The sequence below is a fragment of the Alloalcanivorax gelatiniphagus genome (assembly GCF_005938655.1).
In the GTDB taxonomy this organism is placed as follows: domain Bacteria; phylum Pseudomonadota; class Gammaproteobacteria; order Pseudomonadales; family Alcanivoracaceae; genus Alloalcanivorax; species Alloalcanivorax gelatiniphagus.
On sequence record NZ_VCQT01000018.1, the window covers coordinates 1 to 16,463 of the forward strand.

The 16,463-nt window shown below is 64.2% G+C and carries 14 protein-coding genes and 1 CRISPR repeat array (1 of these 15 running past the window's edge); of the genes, 10 read left to right on the forward strand and 4 right to left on the reverse strand.

What is annotated here, in order from left to right; genetic code table 11:
• Nucleotides 1-101: 101 nt before the first annotated feature.
• Nucleotides 102-1,178, reverse strand: a complete 1,077-nt coding sequence (locus tag FGS76_RS03625; protein ID WP_138771269.1) for a 3-deoxy-7-phosphoheptulonate synthase — start codon at nt 1,176-1,178, stop codon at nt 102-104.
• 122 nt (nt 1,179-1,300) lie between these two features.
• On the opposite strand from FGS76_RS03625, the gene FGS76_RS19930 reads away from it, so the two are divergent.
• A complete protein-coding gene (locus tag FGS76_RS19930; RefSeq protein WP_138771270.1) occupies nt 1,301-2,902 on the forward strand; it encodes a methyl-accepting chemotaxis protein in 1,602 nt (533 codons plus the stop codon).
• A gap of 13 nt (nt 2,903-2,915) precedes the next feature.
• Here the strand turns inward: FGS76_RS19930 and cobB are convergent, their stop codons facing one another.
• Nucleotides 2,916-3,623, reverse strand: coding sequence for a Sir2 family NAD+-dependent deacetylase (gene cobB / locus FGS76_RS03635; protein ID WP_138771271.1), 708 nt, complete (start codon nt 3,621-3,623; stop codon nt 2,916-2,918).
• A gap of 42 nt (nt 3,624-3,665) precedes the next feature.
• Here cobB and FGS76_RS03640 point away from each other — a divergent pair, with 42 nt between their 5' ends.
• Complete coding sequence (locus tag FGS76_RS03640) at nt 3,666-4,040, forward strand: hypothetical protein (protein WP_138771272.1); 375 nt, start codon at nt 3,666-3,668, stop codon at nt 4,038-4,040.
• Nucleotides 4,041-4,106: 66 nt separating this feature from the next.
• Complete coding sequence (locus FGS76_RS03645) at nt 4,107-5,651, forward strand: bifunctional GNAT family N-acetyltransferase/carbon-nitrogen hydrolase family protein (protein ID WP_138771273.1); 1,545 nt, start codon at nt 4,107-4,109, stop codon at nt 5,649-5,651.
• Nucleotides 5,652-5,655: 4 nt separating this feature from the next.
• Here the strand turns inward: FGS76_RS03645 and FGS76_RS03650 are convergent, their stop codons facing one another.
• Nucleotides 5,656-6,543: a LysR family transcriptional regulator gene (locus tag FGS76_RS03650; protein ID WP_138771274.1), complete on the reverse strand. Its 888-nt coding sequence runs from the start codon at nt 6,541-6,543 to the stop codon at nt 5,656-5,658.
• A 114-nt stretch (nt 6,544-6,657) separates the two neighbouring features.
• On the opposite strand from FGS76_RS03650, the gene FGS76_RS03655 reads away from it, so the two are divergent.
• A complete protein-coding gene (locus FGS76_RS03655) occupies nt 6,658-6,900 on the forward strand; it encodes a hypothetical protein (protein ID WP_138771275.1) in 243 nt (80 codons plus the stop codon).
• Nucleotides 6,901-6,985: 85 nt separating this feature from the next.
• On the opposite strand, the gene FGS76_RS03660 is transcribed toward FGS76_RS03655, so the two are convergent.
• Nucleotides 6,986-8,641 (reverse strand): electron transfer flavoprotein-ubiquinone oxidoreductase, encoded by a 1,656-nt coding sequence (locus FGS76_RS03660; RefSeq protein ID WP_138771276.1) that lies wholly within the window; start codon nt 8,639-8,641, stop codon nt 6,986-6,988.
• A gap of 524 nt (nt 8,642-9,165) precedes the next feature.
• Here FGS76_RS03660 and FGS76_RS03665 point away from each other — a divergent pair.
• The 6 genes from FGS76_RS03665 to FGS76_RS03690 all read left to right on the forward strand — a co-directional run bounded on the left by FGS76_RS03665 (nt 9,166) and on the right by FGS76_RS03690 (nt 15,014).
• Nucleotides 9,166-9,915: an electron transfer flavoprotein subunit beta/FixA family protein gene (locus FGS76_RS03665; RefSeq protein ID WP_138771277.1), complete on the forward strand. Its 750-nt coding sequence runs from the start codon at nt 9,166-9,168 to the stop codon at nt 9,913-9,915.
• Nucleotides 9,915-10,844 carry an electron transfer flavoprotein subunit alpha/FixB family protein gene (locus tag FGS76_RS03670; RefSeq protein ID WP_138771278.1) on the forward strand — a complete coding sequence of 310 codons (930 nt, stop codon included), beginning with the start codon at nt 9,915-9,917 and terminating at the stop codon, nt 10,842-10,844. The genes FGS76_RS03665 and FGS76_RS03670 overlap by 1 nt, the downstream gene beginning before the upstream one ends.
• A 274-nt stretch (nt 10,845-11,118) precedes the next feature.
• Complete coding sequence (locus FGS76_RS03675) at nt 11,119-12,555, forward strand: circularly permuted type 2 ATP-grasp protein (RefSeq protein ID WP_138771279.1); 1,437 nt, start codon at nt 11,119-11,121, stop codon at nt 12,553-12,555.
• Nucleotides 12,549-13,478, forward strand: a complete 930-nt coding sequence (locus FGS76_RS03680; RefSeq protein ID WP_138771280.1) for an alpha-E domain-containing protein — start codon at nt 12,549-12,551, stop codon at nt 13,476-13,478. Before FGS76_RS03675 ends, FGS76_RS03680 begins: the two co-directional genes overlap by 7 nt.
• The gene (locus FGS76_RS03685; RefSeq protein WP_138771281.1) at nt 13,475-14,269 is read left to right on the forward strand and encodes a transglutaminase family protein; all 795 of its coding nucleotides are present in this window, start codon (nt 13,475-13,477) and stop codon (nt 14,267-14,269) included. Before FGS76_RS03680 ends, FGS76_RS03685 begins: the two co-directional genes overlap by 4 nt.
• Before the next feature lie 25 nt (nt 14,270-14,294).
• Nucleotides 14,295-15,014: a proteasome-type protease gene (locus FGS76_RS03690; protein ID WP_138771282.1), complete on the forward strand. Its 720-nt coding sequence runs from the start codon at nt 14,295-14,297 to the stop codon at nt 15,012-15,014.
• 160 nt (nt 15,015-15,174) lie between these two features.
• A CRISPR array of direct repeats spans nt 15,175-16,463; the repeat unit is 29 nt; unit sequence GTGTTCCCCACAGGCGTGGGGATAAACCG (it continues 2,279 nt past the right edge of the window).

The window sequence follows — 16,463 nt, forward strand, 5'->3', positions numbered from 1 at the left end:
CCGTGGAAAGACACAAGGAGCGACTTCAGTCGCGATGCCTTTCGGTGGGTATCTTTATCGCGACTAAAGTCGCTCCTACAGTCGCTCCTACAGATCCGCCATCAGTCGCGGGTGCGGCGGGGCAGGGTGTCGCGCACCTTGTCGGCCAGATCGATGATGGCCTGCTCGGTGGTGTCCCAGCCGATGCAGCCGTCGGTGACCGACACGCCGTATTCCAGATCGTCCAGATTGGCGGGGATCTTCTGGTTGCCCGCCTTGAGGTGGGATTCCACCATCAGGCCGACGATGGAGGTGTTGCCCTCCAGAATCTGGTTGCCGATGTTTTCCATCACCAGCGGCTGCAGGCTCGGGTCCTTATTGGAGTTGGCGTGGGAGCAGTCGACCATGATGTTGGTGGACACGCCGGCCTTTTCCAGGGCGGTTTCCGCCAGCGCCACGGACACCGAATCATAGTTCGGCTTGCCGCCACCGCCGCGCAGCACCACGTGGCCGTACTGGTTGCCCTTGGTGGTGGTCAGCGCCACCCGGCCGTCCGGGTCGATGCCGAGAAAACGGTGCGGATGGCAAACGCTGAGCATGGCGTTCACCGCCACGTCCAGGCTGCCGTCGGTGCCGTTCTTGAAGCCCACCGGGCCGGACAGGCCGGAGGACATTTCCCGGTGGGTCTGGGATTCGGTGGTGCGCGCGCCGATGGCGGACCAGGAAATCAGATCCTGAATGTACTGTGGGGTGGTCGGGTCCAGCGCCTCGGTGGCCGCCGGCAGGCCCAGCTCGGCCACGTCCAGCAGCAGCTTGCGGGCAATGTTGAGGCCGTCTTCCACCTTGAAGGAATCGTTCATGTAGGGGTCGTTGATCAACCCCTTCCAGCCCACCGTGGTGCGCGGCTTCTCGAAATAGACCCGCAACACCAGGAACAGGGCATCGTCGACCTTGGCGGCCAGCGTCTTGAGCCGCTCGGCGTATTCCATGGCCGCTTTCGGGTCATGGATGGAGCAGGGACCGATCACCACGAACAGGCGCGGGTCCTTGCGATCCAGAATGTCGCGGATCTGCTGCCGGCCCCGGTACACGGTGTCCGCCGCGGCGTCGCTCAGCGGCAGTTTTTCCTTCAGGGCCCGGGGCGTGATCAGCACGTCCTGGGATTCGATGTTCAGGTCGTCGAGTTGTTGATGGCTCATGGTCTGGCTGCTTGTTGGTCGTAGTGGCCGGAAGATCCGCAGTTTAGCCGAATACCGCTCAGGTTTCAGCCCGGCGTGCCGATACCGGTCGCGCCTTTTTTGCGTTTCCCATCAGGAATGACATGAAACCTTTCGCTTTTAAAGGGCTGCGTTTGCAGGCCAAGATCCTTTTGCTTTCCCTTGTGCCGCTGGTATTGGCGGTATTCGCGCTGACCGCCTGGTCCGCCATGGAGCGGGCCCGCGCCACCGAGCAAAGCCTGGAGCGCCAGCGCCAGGCGATGATTCAGATGCGTGAACTCGGCATACGCAGTGCCGCCGAGGTGGCCCGGTCGTCGATCCAGCCGCTGTTGAACATGGATGACCAGGCCGAGGCCCAGCGCCGCGCCAAGGAGATGATACTGGGCATGAAGTTCGACGGTGACAGCTATCTGTTCGCCTACGACTACCAAGGTAATAAAGTCGCCAACGCCAATAATCCCAGCAGTAATTCCTGGGATTTGCAGGACGCGGACGGTAAATATCTGGTCCGTGACATGGTGCGCATCGCCCGGGAACAGGGGGACGGCCCCTATCAGTACAAGTGGCTGCACCCGGGCACCGGCAAGGTGGAGACCAAATACGCCTACCTGGTGTCGGTGCCGGAATGGGAGTGGGTGATCGGCACCGGTGTTTATATCACCGACATCGACGCGGACATGGCCGCCATCGAAGCGACGGCGCGGGCGGAACTGCGCCGCTCGATCCTGGTTGGCGTGCTGGCCGGCGCCGCCTTGCTGGCGGTGGTGGGCATTCTCGCCGTGGGGCTGGTGCGGCGTGTGGCCAGGCCGATTGGCGACACCGCCCGGGCCATGGAAGACATTGCCCGGGGCCGGGGTGATCTGACCCGCCGGCTGACGGTGTCCGGCAACGACGAGGTGGGCGAACTGGCCCGCCAGTTCAACGCCTTCGTGTCGCGCATGCAGGATGCCCTCCGCGAGGTGCGCGACACCACCGGCTCGGTGAACCAGGCCGCCGGCGAGATCGCCACCGGCAGCGAGGAACTGGCCACGCGCACCGAGCAGTCCGCCGCCAGCCTGCAGGAAACCTCCGCCTCCATGGAAGAGATCACCGCCACCGTCAACCACACCGCGGATTCCGCCGAGCGTGCCAGCACCATGGTGGAAGGCGCCGCCCGGGTGGCCGGCGAGGGCGGCCGCGCCATGCAGGAAGTGGAGACCACCATGGCCTCCATCGACGAAGCCGCCGCACGCATCGCCGAGATCATCGGCCTGATCGACGGCATCGCCTTCCAGACCAATATCCTCGCCCTGAACGCCTCCGTGGAAGCCGCCCGCGCCGGTGAACACGGCCGGGGCTTCGCGGTGGTGGCCGAGGAAGTGCGCAACCTGGCCGGCCGCAGCGGCGATGCCGCCGCCGAGATTCGCGGCCTGATCGATACCTCGGTGACCCGCACCCGCCAGGGTTCGGAACTGGTGCGCCGGGCCGGCGCCACCATGAAGGAGATCGTGGACAGCGTGACGCCGGTGAGCGAACTGATCGGCGACATCAGCACCGGTGCCCGGGAACAGAGCCGGGGCATCGGTCAGGTCAACACGGCGGTGGCGGAAATGGACGTGATGACCCAGCAGAACGCGGCCATGGTGCAGCAGACCTCGTCCTCGGCGGCGGAGATGCGCCGCCACGCCGAACGGCTGGACAAGCTGATCCAATCCTTCGTGCTGTAAACCCGTGGCCGGCTCAGACGCCGGCCAGCAATTCCGCCACGTATTCCGGCACCCGCTGGGAGGCCGGGCCGTGGCGGTGCTCGGCGAAGGCGGTGGCCTGCTCCGAGGGCTCCAGATTGAGTTCCACGGTGTGGGCGCCGTGGCCGCGGGCCTCGGCCACGAAGCCGGCGGCCGGGTAGACGTTGCCGCTGGTGCCGATGCTGATAAAACGCTGGCAGCCGGCCAGAGCGTCGAAGATCCGATCCATCTCCAGGGGCACCTCCCCGAACCACACCACATGGGGCCGCAGGCAGCCGGGCACCCCGCACACCGGGCACGCCAACTCCGGGCTCAGCTCCCCGTCCACCGGCACCAGCGCGTCGGTGGCGCGGCAGCGCGCCTTGAGCAGTTCGCCGTGCATATGAATCACATTGTGGCTGCCTGCGCGCTCGTGCAGGTCGTCCACGTTCTGGGTCACCAGCAGCACCTGGCCGGGCAGGGCGCGCTCCAGTTCGGCCAGCGCCCGGTGGGCGGCGTTGGGCTGGATCGCCGGGTCGCGCAGCTGGGCGCGGCGCTGGTTGTAGAAGCGCTGCACGCCGTGCGGATCGCGCTGAAACGCCTGCGGCGTGGCCACGTCTTCCAGGCGGTGGTTTTCCCACAGTCCGCCGCTGTCGCGGAAGGTGCGGATGCCGGATTCCGCCGAGATTCCGGCGCCGGTAAGTATTACAATCTTTTCCTGCATGGGTGAGCGTCTCCCGTTACCGTTCAACGTTCGCGGAGTGTTATGGATACCATTATCTCACGACAGGAAGTGCTGTCGTTACCGGCCCGGGGCGCCGTCAATCTGCTGCACTTTCACCAGGGCATGATCCTGGTGGTGGGGGCCGACGCGGTGGGGCTGTACCGAGACCGGCGCTCGGTGGAAGACCCCCTGGCCAACGGCCTGGTGGGCTACGAGCCGATTCCGGAACCCCTGCGGCCGGTATTCATCGACCCGGAAGGCTACGTCAGCGAACAGACCTCCGGTTTTATCGGCCTCAGCTCCGGTGCCGCCCTGTTCGTGCGCCCGGATGGCGTGGCCCTGTATCCCACCAGCCTGGACGCGCTGCATAATCGTGACTGTTGCTGGCTGATTCCCTTTCCGCCCCTGAATGCCTGACCCCGCGACGGACCGAAGTACGTCGCGGGCGCGGCCGCCACCGCGAAGATGTTATTGGAGAAAAGCATGGCCGAAGAAAGTACACGACTGCGTCTGCGCCAACTGACCGGTGAGGATTACCCGGCCCTGGCCCGTCTGATGGACATGGTCTATCACGACATTGGTGGCGCCTGGCCGGAAGAGACCGTCACCACCCTGATCCGGCTGTTCCCGGAAGGGCAGATGGTGATCGAGGACAACGGCACCTTGGTGGCCACCGCGCTGACCATCAAGGTCAGCTACGACCGCTTCTCCAACCCGCACCGCTATGAAGATCTTATCACCGACGACAAGGTGCGCTCCCACAGCCGCAAGGGCGACGCCCTCTACGGCCTGGATGTGTTCGTGGACCCGGAGTACCGGGGCTACCGGCTGGGCCGGCGCCTCTACGAGGCGCGCAAGGAACTGTGCCGCGAGGAAAACCTGCGCGCCATTCTGGCCGGCGGCCGGCTGCCCGGTTACAAGGACTACGCCGACCGCATGGGCGTCACCGAATACATCGAGCAGGTGGAGGCGCGGGCGATCTACGATCCGATTCTGACCTTCCAGCTGTCCAATGGCTTCGACGTCAAACGGCTGCTCACCAAGTACCTGCCGGAGGACGAAAGCTCTCGGGGCTACGCCACCCTGCTGGAATGGGACAACATCCTCTACCAGCCGGACGACGACAGCGACTGGCCGCGCCGCTCGGTGGTGCGCCTGGGCGTGGTGCAGCGGCGCATGCGCGCCGCCCGCTCGGTGGAAGACCTGCTCAGCCAGGTGGAATTCTTCGTCGATTCCCTGTCCGACTACCGGGCCGACTTCGCGGTGCTGCCGGAGTTCTTCAGCGCCCCGTTGATGGGTCTGAAACCGGACCTGAACTCGGTGGAGGCGGTGCGCTACCTGGCCAGCTTCACCGAGGAAATCCGCGACGCCATGGCGGACATGGCGGTGAGCTACAACATCAACATCATCGGCGGTTCCATGCCGCTGGAAGAGGACGGCCGCATCTACAACGTGGCCTACCTGATGCGCCGCGACGGCTCCGTGGAAGAGCAGAAGAAGATCCACATCACCCCCCACGAACGCAAGGACTGGGCGATCCAGGGCGGTAACGACCTGCGCATCTTCGACACCGACGCCGGCCGCATCGGCATCCTGATCTGCTACGACGTGGAGTTCCCGGAACTGGGCCGGCTGCTGGCGGAGCAGGGCATGGAAATCCTGTTCGTGCCGTTCTGGACCGACACCAAGAACGGTTACCTGCGGGTGCGCCACTGCGCCCAGGCCCGCGCCATCGAGAACGAATGCTACGTGGCCATTTCCGGCAGCGTCGGCAATCTGCCCCGGGTGGACAACGTGGACATCCAGTACGCCCAGTCGGCGGTGTTCTCGCCCAGCGACTTCTACTTTCCCCACGACGGCACCATCAGCGAATCAGTACCCAACACCGAGATGCTGCTGTTCGCCGACGTGGACCTGGAAAAGCTCAAGCTGCTGCACAGCGAGGGCTCGGTCACCAACCTGCGCGACCGCCGCAAGGACCTCTACAATCTGGTATGGCGCGGCCGCCGGGCGCTGGACGCGGAATAACCGCTCAGCGCCACTCCCGGAACGCCTCCACCACCGGGGCGGCCAGCGCCTCGGCGGCGGGGGACAGCGGCTCGCCGCGCAGCAGGGCAAGGCGGTAATTGCCCAGCGGTGGCAGGCCGCACTCGCTGCCCAGCCGCCGCAGCGGCGGGCGCACCAGGCTGCGCGGGAAAGGCGCCACCGCCAGATCGGCGAGCATGGCCGCCTCCTGGCCGGCGCAGTTCTCGCTGCTGTAGGCGATGCGGTAGTCCATGCCGGCCTGATCCAGTGCCGCCAGGGCCATGCTCCGCCAAGCGCAGCCGTGGCTGGCGAGCGCCAGCGGCAGCGGTGATCGCTGCACCGCCACGCCGCCTTCCCGACCGGCCCATACCAGGGGCTCGGTGTGCACCACTTCCCCCAGGCCCGGGGCCAGGTCGTCATTGCCTTCGGTGACCAGCACCAGGTCCAGCTTCTCCTCCGCCATTCGTTCGACCAGCTCGCCGCTGCGCCCGGCCACCACCTCCACCTGCACCGCCGGGTGCCCGCTGGCGAAGCGGCTCAGCACCTGCGGCAGGATGCGGGTGCCGATGTCGTCCGGCGTGCCCAGGCGCACCACGCCGTCCAGGGCCGGCGTCAGAAACCGGGCCACCGCCTCCTGGTTCAGCTTCAACAGCCGCCGCCCGTAACCGAGCAGCATCTCGCCCTCCGGGGTCAGTCGCACCTGGCGGGCTTCGCGCACGAACAGCGGATGGCCAAGGGTCTCCTCCAGCCGTTTGATCTGCATGCTCAGCGCCGAAGGGGTACGGAACACCTGCCGGGCGGCGCGGGTGAAGCTGCCGCTTTCGGCGATGGCCACGAAGCTGCGCAGCACATCGGTATCGAGCAGGGGCGGAGGAGTGGGGGAGGACACCGTCATGGTTATTGCCTTCAGTAAAACTGAAGGATGAGTGTAGATCTTTTCGTTGGATTGAACAAAGACCGGCGGCGATGCTGGGGGCCTTCGAACCGGATATCAGGAAAGGAGCCCATCATGAATACCCGCGAATCCGACCATCAATCACGCCCGACCCGGCCCCGGGAACCGGAACTTTATATGCCGGCGATGCCGCCCCTGGGCCTGATCCATGCCCTGGAGACCCGCGTGCGCGCCTGGTTGAAACGTCGGCGCCTGCGCCGCTTCGAACGTCACCAGGACGCCGCGCCAGTGGTACCTGGCGGTGGTAGGAGCGACTTCAGTCGCGATGAAGATGGCACCGGCGCTGGTCGCGACTGAAGTCGCTCCTACATCCGGCCGGCCGTTGAAGCGCATAAAAAAAGCGCCCCGAGGGGCGCTTTTTCTGTTCCGGTGAGGGACCCGCTTACATGTTCGGGTAGTTGGGCCCGCCGGTGCCTTCCGGGGCCACCCAGTTGATGTTCTGGGTGGGGTCCTTGATGTCGCAGGTCTTACAGTGCACGCAGTTCTGGGCGTTGATCTGGAACCGCTTTTCCCCGCTGGTCTCGTCCTCGACCACTTCGTACACGCCCGCCGGGCAATAACGCTGCGCCGGTTCGTTGTACTTGGGCAGGTTGTACTCGATGGGGATGCTCGGGTCCTTCAACTGCAGGTGGCAGGGCTGATCTTCTTCGTGGTTGGTGTTGGACAGAAACACCGAATCCAGCTTGTTGAAGGTCAGTTTGCCGTCCGGCTTCGGATAATCGATCTTCTTGCACTGATCCGCCGGCTTCAGGGTGTCATGGTCCGGGGTGGTATCGCGCATGGTGAACGGCAGCTTGCCGTTGAAGATGTTCAGATCGACGAACGCGAAGGCGGAACCCAGCAGATTGCCGAACTTGTGCTGGGCGGGGCCGAAGTTGCGTTGTTGATGCAGCTCTTCGTGGACCCAGCTGTTCTCGAAGGTGGCCTTGTACTCGCTCAGCTCGTCACCGGCGCGGCCATCGGCGATGGCCTTGGCGATGGTCTCGGCGGCCATCATGCCGGACTTCATGGCGGTGTGGTTGCCCTTGATCTTGGCGAAGTTCAGGGTGCCGGCGTCACAGCCCACCAGGATACCGCCCGGGAAGGTCATCTTCGGCAGCGATTGCAGGCCGCCCTTGGCGATGGCACGGGCGCCGTAGCTCACACGCTTGCCACCTTCCAGGTACTTTTTGACTTCCGGATGGGTCTTCCAGCGCTGCATCTCGTCGAACGGCGAAACGTGCGGGTTGGAATAGGCCAGGTCGGTGATCAGGCCCAGGGTCACCTGATTGTCTTCCAGGTGGTACAGGAAGGCACCGCCCGGGGAACCGGATTCGCTCAGCGGCCAACCGGCGCTGTGCATTACCAGGCCCTTCTTATGCTTGGACGGGTCGATTTCCCACAGCTCCTTGATGCCGATGCCATAGTGCTGCGGGTCCACGCCTTCGCGCAGGTTGTACTTCTCCATCAGCTGCTTGCCCAGGTGGCCACGGCAGCCTTCGGAGAACACGGTGTACTTGGCGTGCAGCTCCATGCCCGGGTCGTAGCTGGGCTTGTGCTCGCCGTCGGCGGCGACACCCATCTGACCGGTGGCGATGCCTTTCACGGAACCGTCTTCGTTATAGAGGATCTCGCTGGCGGCGAAGCCCGGGAAAATCTCGATGCCCATGCCTTCCGCCTGTTCCGCCAGCCAGCGGCACAGGTTGCCCAACGAAATCACATAGTTGCCTTCGTTGTGCATGGTCTTCGGCGCGAACGGGCCGGGTACCTTGCTGGCTTTGTCGGCGCCGGTGAAATAGTAGATTTCATCGGTGGTCACCGGCGCGTTGAGGGGGGCGCCTTTCTCTTTCCAGTCGGGGAACAGTTCGTTCAGCGCGCGCGGCTCGAACACCGCGCCGGAAAGAATATGGGCGCCCACTTCGGAGCCCTTCTCGACGACCACTACGCTGAGTTCCTGGCCGCTTTCCTGGGCGATTTGGCCGAGCCGGCAGGCGGTTGCCAGACCGGAGGGGCCGGCGCCGACGATGACTACGTCGACTTCCATTGATTCGCGTTCCACAGCCTGTCTCCTAGCTTTCGGTTGCGTTACGGCCCTTATTTTGCCTTGTATGGGCCGGCCGGGACCTCGCCGTGACGCCGTGAGCCTGAGGCTGTCTGGCCTGGCCGGTGCGGGCGGAGGTTCTTGGGGTGGCGCGAGTATATAAGCATCCGCTGGACGGCACCACCAATTGGGCAGATGTGAAACCCTCTTTCACAAATGCTCAAACAAGTGTTTGGATTATCCGCCGGCAGGTGCTTGATTTTCAACAAAATGAGCGACCGGCGAGTCATGAATAGTGAACACAATTGGCAGCGAAATCATCCGCTTACGCATTTTCGGCCTATTGACCTCGCGGGGGGTAGCGTTCAAGATACCGGACCTCGCGCGGGGCCCCGTGTTCGGCGTCGTCTCGCCTTTTTCATCGTTTTCGTCCCTCCCGGGGACCGGGTTGCCACAAGGCAAGGTGGGCTTCCAAACCCTGGTTTGTGGCAGCCGCGGAAGGGAACGATTCAAGTCACCAAGTGGAAGATTCCGAGGATCCTATGAAGGTTCTTGTACCCATCAAGCGAGTCATTGACTACAACGTTAAGGTTCGCGTGAAAGCGGACAACTCCGGCGTCGATCTCGCCAATGTCAAAATGGCCATGAACCCCTTCTGCGAAATCGCCGTGGAAGAAGCCGTGCGCCTGAAAGAAAAAGGCGTGGTGTCCGAGATCGTGGCCGTGAGCATCGGTCCGAAGGCCGCCCAGGAACAACTGCGTACCGCCATGGCGCTGGGCGCCGACCGTTCCATCCTGGTGGAAACCGACGAAGACGTGCAGCCGCTGGGCATCGCCAAAGCGCTCAAGGCCATCGTCGACGAAGAGAAGCCGGAGCTGGTTATCCTCGGTAAGCAGGCTATCGACGACGACAACAATCAGACCGGTCAGATGCTGGCCGCGCTGACCGGCATGCCCCAGGGCACCTTCGCTTCCGAAGTGAACATGGAAGAAGGCAAGGTCAAGGTCACCCGTGAAATCGACGGTGGTCTGCAGACCGTTGAGCTGAAGCTGCCGGCGGTGGTCACCACCGACCTGCGCCTCAACGAGCCGCGCTACGCTTCCCTGCCGAACATCATGAAGGCGAAGAAAAAGCCGCTGGACGTGAAATCCCCGGCGGATCTCGGTGTCGACATGACCCCGCGCGTCACCATCGAGAAGGTGGAAACCCCGGCCGAGCGCAAGGCTGGTGTCATGGTGGGCTCCGTGGATGAGCTGGTCGACAAACTGAAGAACGAAGCGAAGGTGATCTGATGAGTGTTTTAGTTTACGCCGAACACGACAACGCCGCGCTGAACAAAGCAACGCTCAGCGTGATCGCCGCCGCCAAGGAAATCGGCGGTGACATTACCGTTCTGGTTGCCGGCAAGGGCTGCAACGCCGTGGCCGAGCAGGCCGCCAAGGCGGAAGGCGTGAGCAAGGTACTGTGTGCCGACAACGACGCCTATGAGCATCAGCTGGCCGAGAACATCGCCGAGCTGGTGGCCGAGGTGGGCGCCGACTACAGCCACATCCTGGCCGCTGCCACCACCACCGGTAAAAACTTCGCGCCCCGCGCCGCGGCGCTGATGGACGTGGCCCAGATCTCCGAGATCTCCGACGTGGTCGACGCCGATACCTTCAAGCGTCCGATCTACGCCGGCAACGCCATCGCCACCGTGAAGTGCGCTGACGCCAAGAAAGTGATCACCGTGCGCCCGACGTCCTTCGACGCCGTGGCCGAGGAGGGCGGTTCCGCCTCCGTGGAAAGCTGTGACGTGGTCAAGGACGCCGGCATCTCCTCCTTCGTGGGTGAGGAACTGGCCAAGTCCGACCGTCCCGAGCTGGCCAGCGCCGAGATCGTTATCTCCGGTGGCCGTGGCATGGGCAACGGCGACAACTTCGAAATCCTCTACAAGGTGGCCGACAAGCTGGGCGCCGCCGTCGGTGCTTCCCGCGCCGCCGTGGACGCCGGCTTCGTGCCCAACGACATGCAGGTGGGTCAGACCGGTAAGATCGTCGCCCCGAACCTGTACGTGGCGGTGGGTATCTCCGGCGCCATTCAGCATCTGGCCGGCATGAAGGACTCCAAGGTGATCGTTGCGATCAACAAGGACGAAGAAGCGCCGATCTTCCAGGTGGCTGACTACGGCCTGGTGGCGGATCTGTTCGAAGCCGTACCGGAGCTGGACAGCAAGCTCTGAGCGGGATTCAACATCCGTTCCTGAAAAGCCCGGCCTTGTGCCGGGCTTTTTCGTTTCTGGGGGATCGCGGCTGAAGCCGCTCCTGCGGAGACAGGATGCCCCCCTGTAGGAGCGGCTTCAGCCGCGATCCCCGCGCACCAGAATGGCGCAGCCCACGCCGACGGCCCCGCCACGGCGCATTTCTCCTTCGCAAACCTTTACAATTTCTGGCACGGCGTTTGCTCATACTGATACAGGGGCCGGCAAGGAGCCGGGCCGTGTCAGCGAGAATGCCATGGGGCCACTATCTCTGCCGGACGTGTCCGGTTACGACGAAATGATTCTGCCGGGTGGCAGGGTCCGGGACGCCTACAAGGGCTACCACCGCTGGTTGCTCGGCCAGGTCCACGACGGGTTGCTGCGCAAGCGCAAGGAAGCGGAGCTGCAGTTCCACCGGGTCGGTATTACCTTCAACGTCTACGGCGAGGAAAGCGGCACCGAGCGGTTGATTCCCTTCGACGCCCTGCCCAGGGTGATCCCCGCCGCCGACTGGCGCCGCCTGGAACAGGGCGCGATCCAGCGGGTGCGGGCCCTGAACCTGTTTCTGCACGACATCTACCACGACCAGGCCATCATCCGCGCCGGCCGCTTGCCCGCCGAACAGGTGTTCGGTAACGCCCAGTACCAGCCCTGCATGCAGGACCTGGACCTGCCCAACCGGGTCTACTCGCACATCAGCGGCGTGGACGTGATCCGCGACGGGGAGGGCACCTGGTACGTGCTGGAGGACAACCTGCGCACCCCCTCCGGGGTCAGCTACATGATCGAGAACCGGCGCATGATGATGCGCCTGTTCCCGGAGCTGTTCAGCCAGCAGTCCGTGGCGCCGGTGGAACACTATCCCTCGCTGCTGCTGGAAACCCTGCAGGAAAGCGGCGCGGTGCCCAACCCCACGGTGGTGCTGCTGACTCCGGGCCGCTTTAACAGCGCCTATTTCGAGCACGCCTTCCTGGCCCAGCAGATGGGCATCGAACTGGTGGAAGGCGCCGACCTGTTCGTCAAGGACGGGCTGGTCTACATGCGCACCACCGCCGGCCCCCAACGGGTGGACGTGATCTACCGGCGGGTGGACGACGACTACCTGGACCCGCTGGCGCTGCGCCCGGATTCCATGCTTGGCGTGCCCGGGCTGCTGTCGGTGTACCTGCAAGGCAACGTGATTCTGGCCAACGCCATGGGCACCGGCGTCGGCGACGACAAATCCATCTATCCCTATGTGCCGGACATGATCCGCTTCTACCTGGACGAGGAACCAATTCTCGCCAACGTACCCACCTGGCAATGCCGCGACCCCAAGGCCCTGGACCATGTGCTGGCCCACCTGCCGGAACTGGTGGTCAAGGAAGTCCATGGCGCTGGCGGCTACGGCATGCTGGTGGGCCCGGCGGCCAGCCGGGCGGAGATCGCCGCCTTCCGCGAACGCCTGCGGGCCCGGCCGGCCAACTACATCGCCCAGCCCACCCTGTCGCTGTCCACCTGTCCGATCTTTGTTGATGAAGGCATCGCGCCGCGCCATATCGACCTGCGCCCGTTTGTGCTCAGCGGCAAGGAAACCCGCTTGGTGCCCGGTGGCCTGACCCGGGTGGCGATGAGCGCCGGCTCGCTGGTGGTGAACTCTTCCCAGGGCGGTGGCACCAAGGACACCTGGGTGCTGGAGGACGGATCATGCTGAGTCGTACCGCCGCCGACCTGTACTGGCTGTCGCGCTATTTCGAGCGCGCCGAGAACACCGCGCGCATGCTGGACGTGGCCTGGAACCTGTCGCTGATTCCGTTCGCCGTGGACGCCCGCGAGGAGATCACCGCGCCGCTGATCATCACCGGCAGCCGGGAAGCCTATGAGGCCGCCCATGACGACATCCGCGTGGACGAGGTGATGCACTTTTTCACCCTGGACGATGGCAACCCGGGCAGCATCTTCCACTGCCTGCGCGCCGCCCGGGAAAGCGCCCACGCGGTGCGCGGCAAGATCACCGCGGAGATGTGGGAGAGCGTCAACAGCACCTGGCTGGAACTGCGCGAGATCCGCGCGCAGGGCCTGGAAGGCTACGGCGCCAGCGAGTTCTTCGACTGGGTCAAGAACCGCTCGCACCTGTTCCGTGGCGCCACCTACGGCACCAGCATGCGCAACGATGCGTTCCGTTTCCTGCGCCTGGGCACCTTTATCGAACGGGCCGACAACACCGCCCGCATCCTCGATGTGAAGCACCAGATCGGCGGTTTCGACGGCGACGGCGCGGTGGACTTCTACCGCTGGCACGCCCTGCTGCGCTCGGTGGGCGCCTATGAAGCCTACCGGGAAATCTACAGCGAACCGATCAACTCCGAGCGCGTCTCCGAACTGCTGATCCTGCGCCCGGAAGTGCCACGCTCGCTGCGCTCGTGCATGCAGATGCTGTGCGAGCTGCTGCCGGCCATCGAGGGCCAGGCCGGCCAACAATCGAAACGACTGGCGGCGGTGCAATTCGCGCGGCTGCAATACGGCGACCTGGACCATATCGTGGACACCGGCCTGCACGAGTACCTCACCGACTTTCTGCGCCGCGTCAACGAACTGGCGGACACCATCCGCCAGGAATACCTGGAGGTGGTATGAAACTCTCGATCCGACATCGCACCGAGTACCGTTACTCCGAACGCGTCCGCCACAGCACCCAGTACCTGCGCCTGACACCGCGCCCGTCCCGGCGCCAGCGCATCCTCGACTGGCACCTGGACCTGCCGGAACACGCCACCCGCGCCGCCGACGGCTTCCACAACATCCTGCACGTGCTGACCCTGGACCAGCCCCACCAGAGCATCGAACTCACCGCCCGTGGCCAGGTGGAAATCGTCGACGAGGACCAGGAAGACGACGACGCCCGGCTGTCGCCGCTGGTGTTCGCCCGCACCTCGGCGCTCACCGCCACCGACCAGGCCCTGCGGGACCTGGCCGAGCGCTACCGGGGCGACCTGTCCCTGGCCACCCTGGAAAAACTCAGCGAACAAATCCTCGCGGACATGCCCTTCACCGCCGGCGTCACCGACGTGGCCAGCGACGCCGTGGCCGCCTACCAGGGCGGGCAGGGCGTGTGCCAGGACCACACCCACGTCTTTCTTGCCTGTTGCCGCTCCTTGGGGATACCCGCGCGCTACGTGAGCGGCTATCTTTACAGCGACGACAGCGAACATGTGGCCAGCCACGCCTGGGCCGAGGTCTGGCGCAACGACCGCTGGCACACCTTCGACGTCACTAACCAGACCCGCCGGCCACGGCACCACCTGAAACTGGCCGTGGGTCTCGACTATCTCGACGCCTGCCCGGTTCGCGGCGTCCGCTACGGCGGCGGCGTGGAATCGCTCAACGCGGTGGCCCACGTGCGCCTTACCGGCACCGGGGAACAATAGGGCAGGCGGTAAGCGGAGTTCGGCAATGACCTATTGCGTGGCCCTGGCACTCAAGGACGGGCTGGTATTCGCGGCGGACTCGCGCACCAACGCCGGTGTCGACCAAATCGCCACCTACCGCAAACTGCACAAATTCGTGATCGAAGGCGAACGCGTCATCGTCATGATGACCGCCGGCAACCTGGCCACCACCCAGAGCGTGCTCAGCCTGATGCGCATGCGCCTCAACAGCGACCGGCCCAACCTGTTCGGCGCCGCCTCCATGTACGACGTGGCCACCATCATCGGCGCCACCGGCCGCGAAGTGGTCGCCCGCGACAGCGGCCAGGGGCAGGGCCGCGTGGACTTTGGCAGCAGCTTTATCGTCGGCGGCCAGATCCAGGGCGAACCGCCGCGCCTGTTCCTGGTCTACCCGGAAGGCAACTTCATCGAAGCCACCGCCGACACCCCGTACTTCCAAATCGGTGAAACCAAATACGGCAAACCCATCCTCGACCGGGTGATCGACTACGACACCTCCCTCGACGACGGCATCAAATGCGCCCTTATCAGCATTGACTCCACCATCCGCTCCAACCTCTCCGTGGGCCTCCCCCTGGACGTGCTGCGCTACCAGCGCGCCAGCTTTAACGCCAGCGAACACTTCAACGTGGACGAACACCACGAAGGCTTCCGCCAGCTCGGCGAAGCCTGGTCCGTGGGCCTGCGCGATGTGTTTCATCGCATTCCGAATTTGAAGTGGTGATGCCCTCCGCTGCACCCGGTAGCAACCGCCGCCCACACACCTGGTGGCCGATGACCATCACCTGATCTGCCCCTTATTTTTTGACTAATTTTTGATCGGTTTTTTTGGTGGAAAATCAGAGCCTGATTTTCTTCTTTTGAATCAATAAGATATATTTAGAGTGTTCCCCACAGGCGTGGGGATAAACCGGATGCATGGCGTTTGAAACCGACCAATCGGATGTGTTCCCCACAGGCGTGGGGATAAACCGCGAGATTGCCGAAGCTGATGGTGTCCTCAGAGGTGTTCCCCACAGGCGTGGGGATAAACCGGCCCGGACCGATATTCGGGAGTGCCGATAATGGTGTTCCCCACAGGCGTGGGGATAAACCGCGCCCCCGGTGTAGGCGTAGGCGGTCTGTTCGGTGTTCCCCACAGGCGTGGGGATAAACCGCTCTGACGCCTGATAGGGTCCGGAATCAGTCGGTGTTCCCCACAGGCGTGGGGATAAACCGGCGCACTGAATCGCGTCCATATTGTCGGAGCAGTGTTCCCCACAGGCGTGGGGATAAACCGGCTGATATCGGCACCGGAGCGGTTTGTTCTCAGTGTTCCCCACAGGCGTGGGGATAAACCGGGGGCATTTACGAAAGGGGAAATTTCCCATTTGTGTTCCCCACAGGCGTGGGGATAAACCGTCATAGAGCTGGTCGGCGGATAGGGCCGCCCGGTGTTCCCCACAGGCGTGGGGATAAACCGTGGGCCGTCGATATGGGCGAGACGCTGCTGGTGTGTTCCCCACAGGCGTGGGGATAAACCGGATCAACGACAAACAGGTGTCAACACCGGCAAGTGTTCCCCACAGGCGTGGGGATAAACCGACCGCCAGGACAGGGAGCACCCAAAAAACGCGGTGTTCCCCACAGGCGTGGGGATAAACCGCGGTTTGCTGTCGATGGTTCCGATGAACGACGGTGTTCCCCACAGGCGTGGGGATAAACCGATTCCGCCAATGAATGGCGCCGGTCTCGCGGCGTGTTCCCCACAGGCGTGGGGATAAACCGCCGGCGCTTTCGTTGGTTCGTTGGCTGTGGTCGTGTTCCCCACAGGCGTGGGGATAAACCGGTCTGGGCGACTGTCAGCAACGCGATCCCGGGGTGTTCCCCACAGGCGTGGGGATAAACCGGCCCTGTAACCGAAAGCATGGGCGGCGCCCCAGTGTTCCCCACAGGCGTGGGGATAAACCGCGGCGGGCTGGTAATGGCGCTGGTCACTGATAGTGTTCCCCACAGGCGTGGGGATAAACCGCCGTTCCGTCGGGTCTGACCGCGCTGGAAACGGTGTTCCCCACAGGCGTGGGGATAAACCGAGGTGCAGACGATGAACACCTACATTATCACAGTGTTCCCCACAGGCGTGGGGATAAACCAGGTGGCGCCCTTGTCATACCCGGATATGGGGCGTGTTCCC

Bases quoted from the DNA above. Each gene is read 5' to 3' on its own strand.
- FGS76_RS03625 (WP_138771269.1), bottom strand. From the start codon at position 1,178: ATGAGCCATCAACAACTCGACGACCTGAACATCGAATCCCAGGACGTG.
- FGS76_RS19930 (WP_138771270.1), top strand. From the start codon at position 1,301: ATGAAACCTTTCGCTTTTAAAGGGCTGCGTTTGCAGGCCAAGATCCTT.
- cobB (WP_138771271.1), bottom strand. From the start codon at position 3,623: ATGCAGGAAAAGATTGTAATACTTACCGGCGCCGGAATCTCGGCGGAA.
- FGS76_RS03640 (WP_138771272.1), top strand. From the start codon at position 3,666: ATGGATACCATTATCTCACGACAGGAAGTGCTGTCGTTACCGGCCCGG.
- FGS76_RS03645 (WP_138771273.1), top strand. From the start codon at position 4,107: ATGGCCGAAGAAAGTACACGACTGCGTCTGCGCCAACTGACCGGTGAG.
- FGS76_RS03650 (WP_138771274.1), bottom strand. From the start codon at position 6,543: ATGACGGTGTCCTCCCCCACTCCTCCGCCCCTGCTCGATACCGATGTG.
- FGS76_RS03655 (WP_138771275.1), top strand. From the start codon at position 6,658: ATGAATACCCGCGAATCCGACCATCAATCACGCCCGACCCGGCCCCGG.
- FGS76_RS03665 (WP_138771277.1), top strand. From the start codon at position 9,166: ATGAAGGTTCTTGTACCCATCAAGCGAGTCATTGACTACAACGTTAAG.
- FGS76_RS03670 (WP_138771278.1), top strand. From the start codon at position 9,915: ATGAGTGTTTTAGTTTACGCCGAACACGACAACGCCGCGCTGAACAAA.
- FGS76_RS03675 (WP_138771279.1), top strand. From the start codon at position 11,119: ATGGGGCCACTATCTCTGCCGGACGTGTCCGGTTACGACGAAATGATT.
- FGS76_RS03680 (WP_138771280.1), top strand. From the start codon at position 12,549: ATGCTGAGTCGTACCGCCGCCGACCTGTACTGGCTGTCGCGCTATTTC.
- FGS76_RS03685 (WP_138771281.1), top strand. From the start codon at position 13,475: ATGAAACTCTCGATCCGACATCGCACCGAGTACCGTTACTCCGAACGC.
- FGS76_RS03690 (WP_138771282.1), top strand. From the start codon at position 14,295: ATGACCTATTGCGTGGCCCTGGCACTCAAGGACGGGCTGGTATTCGCG.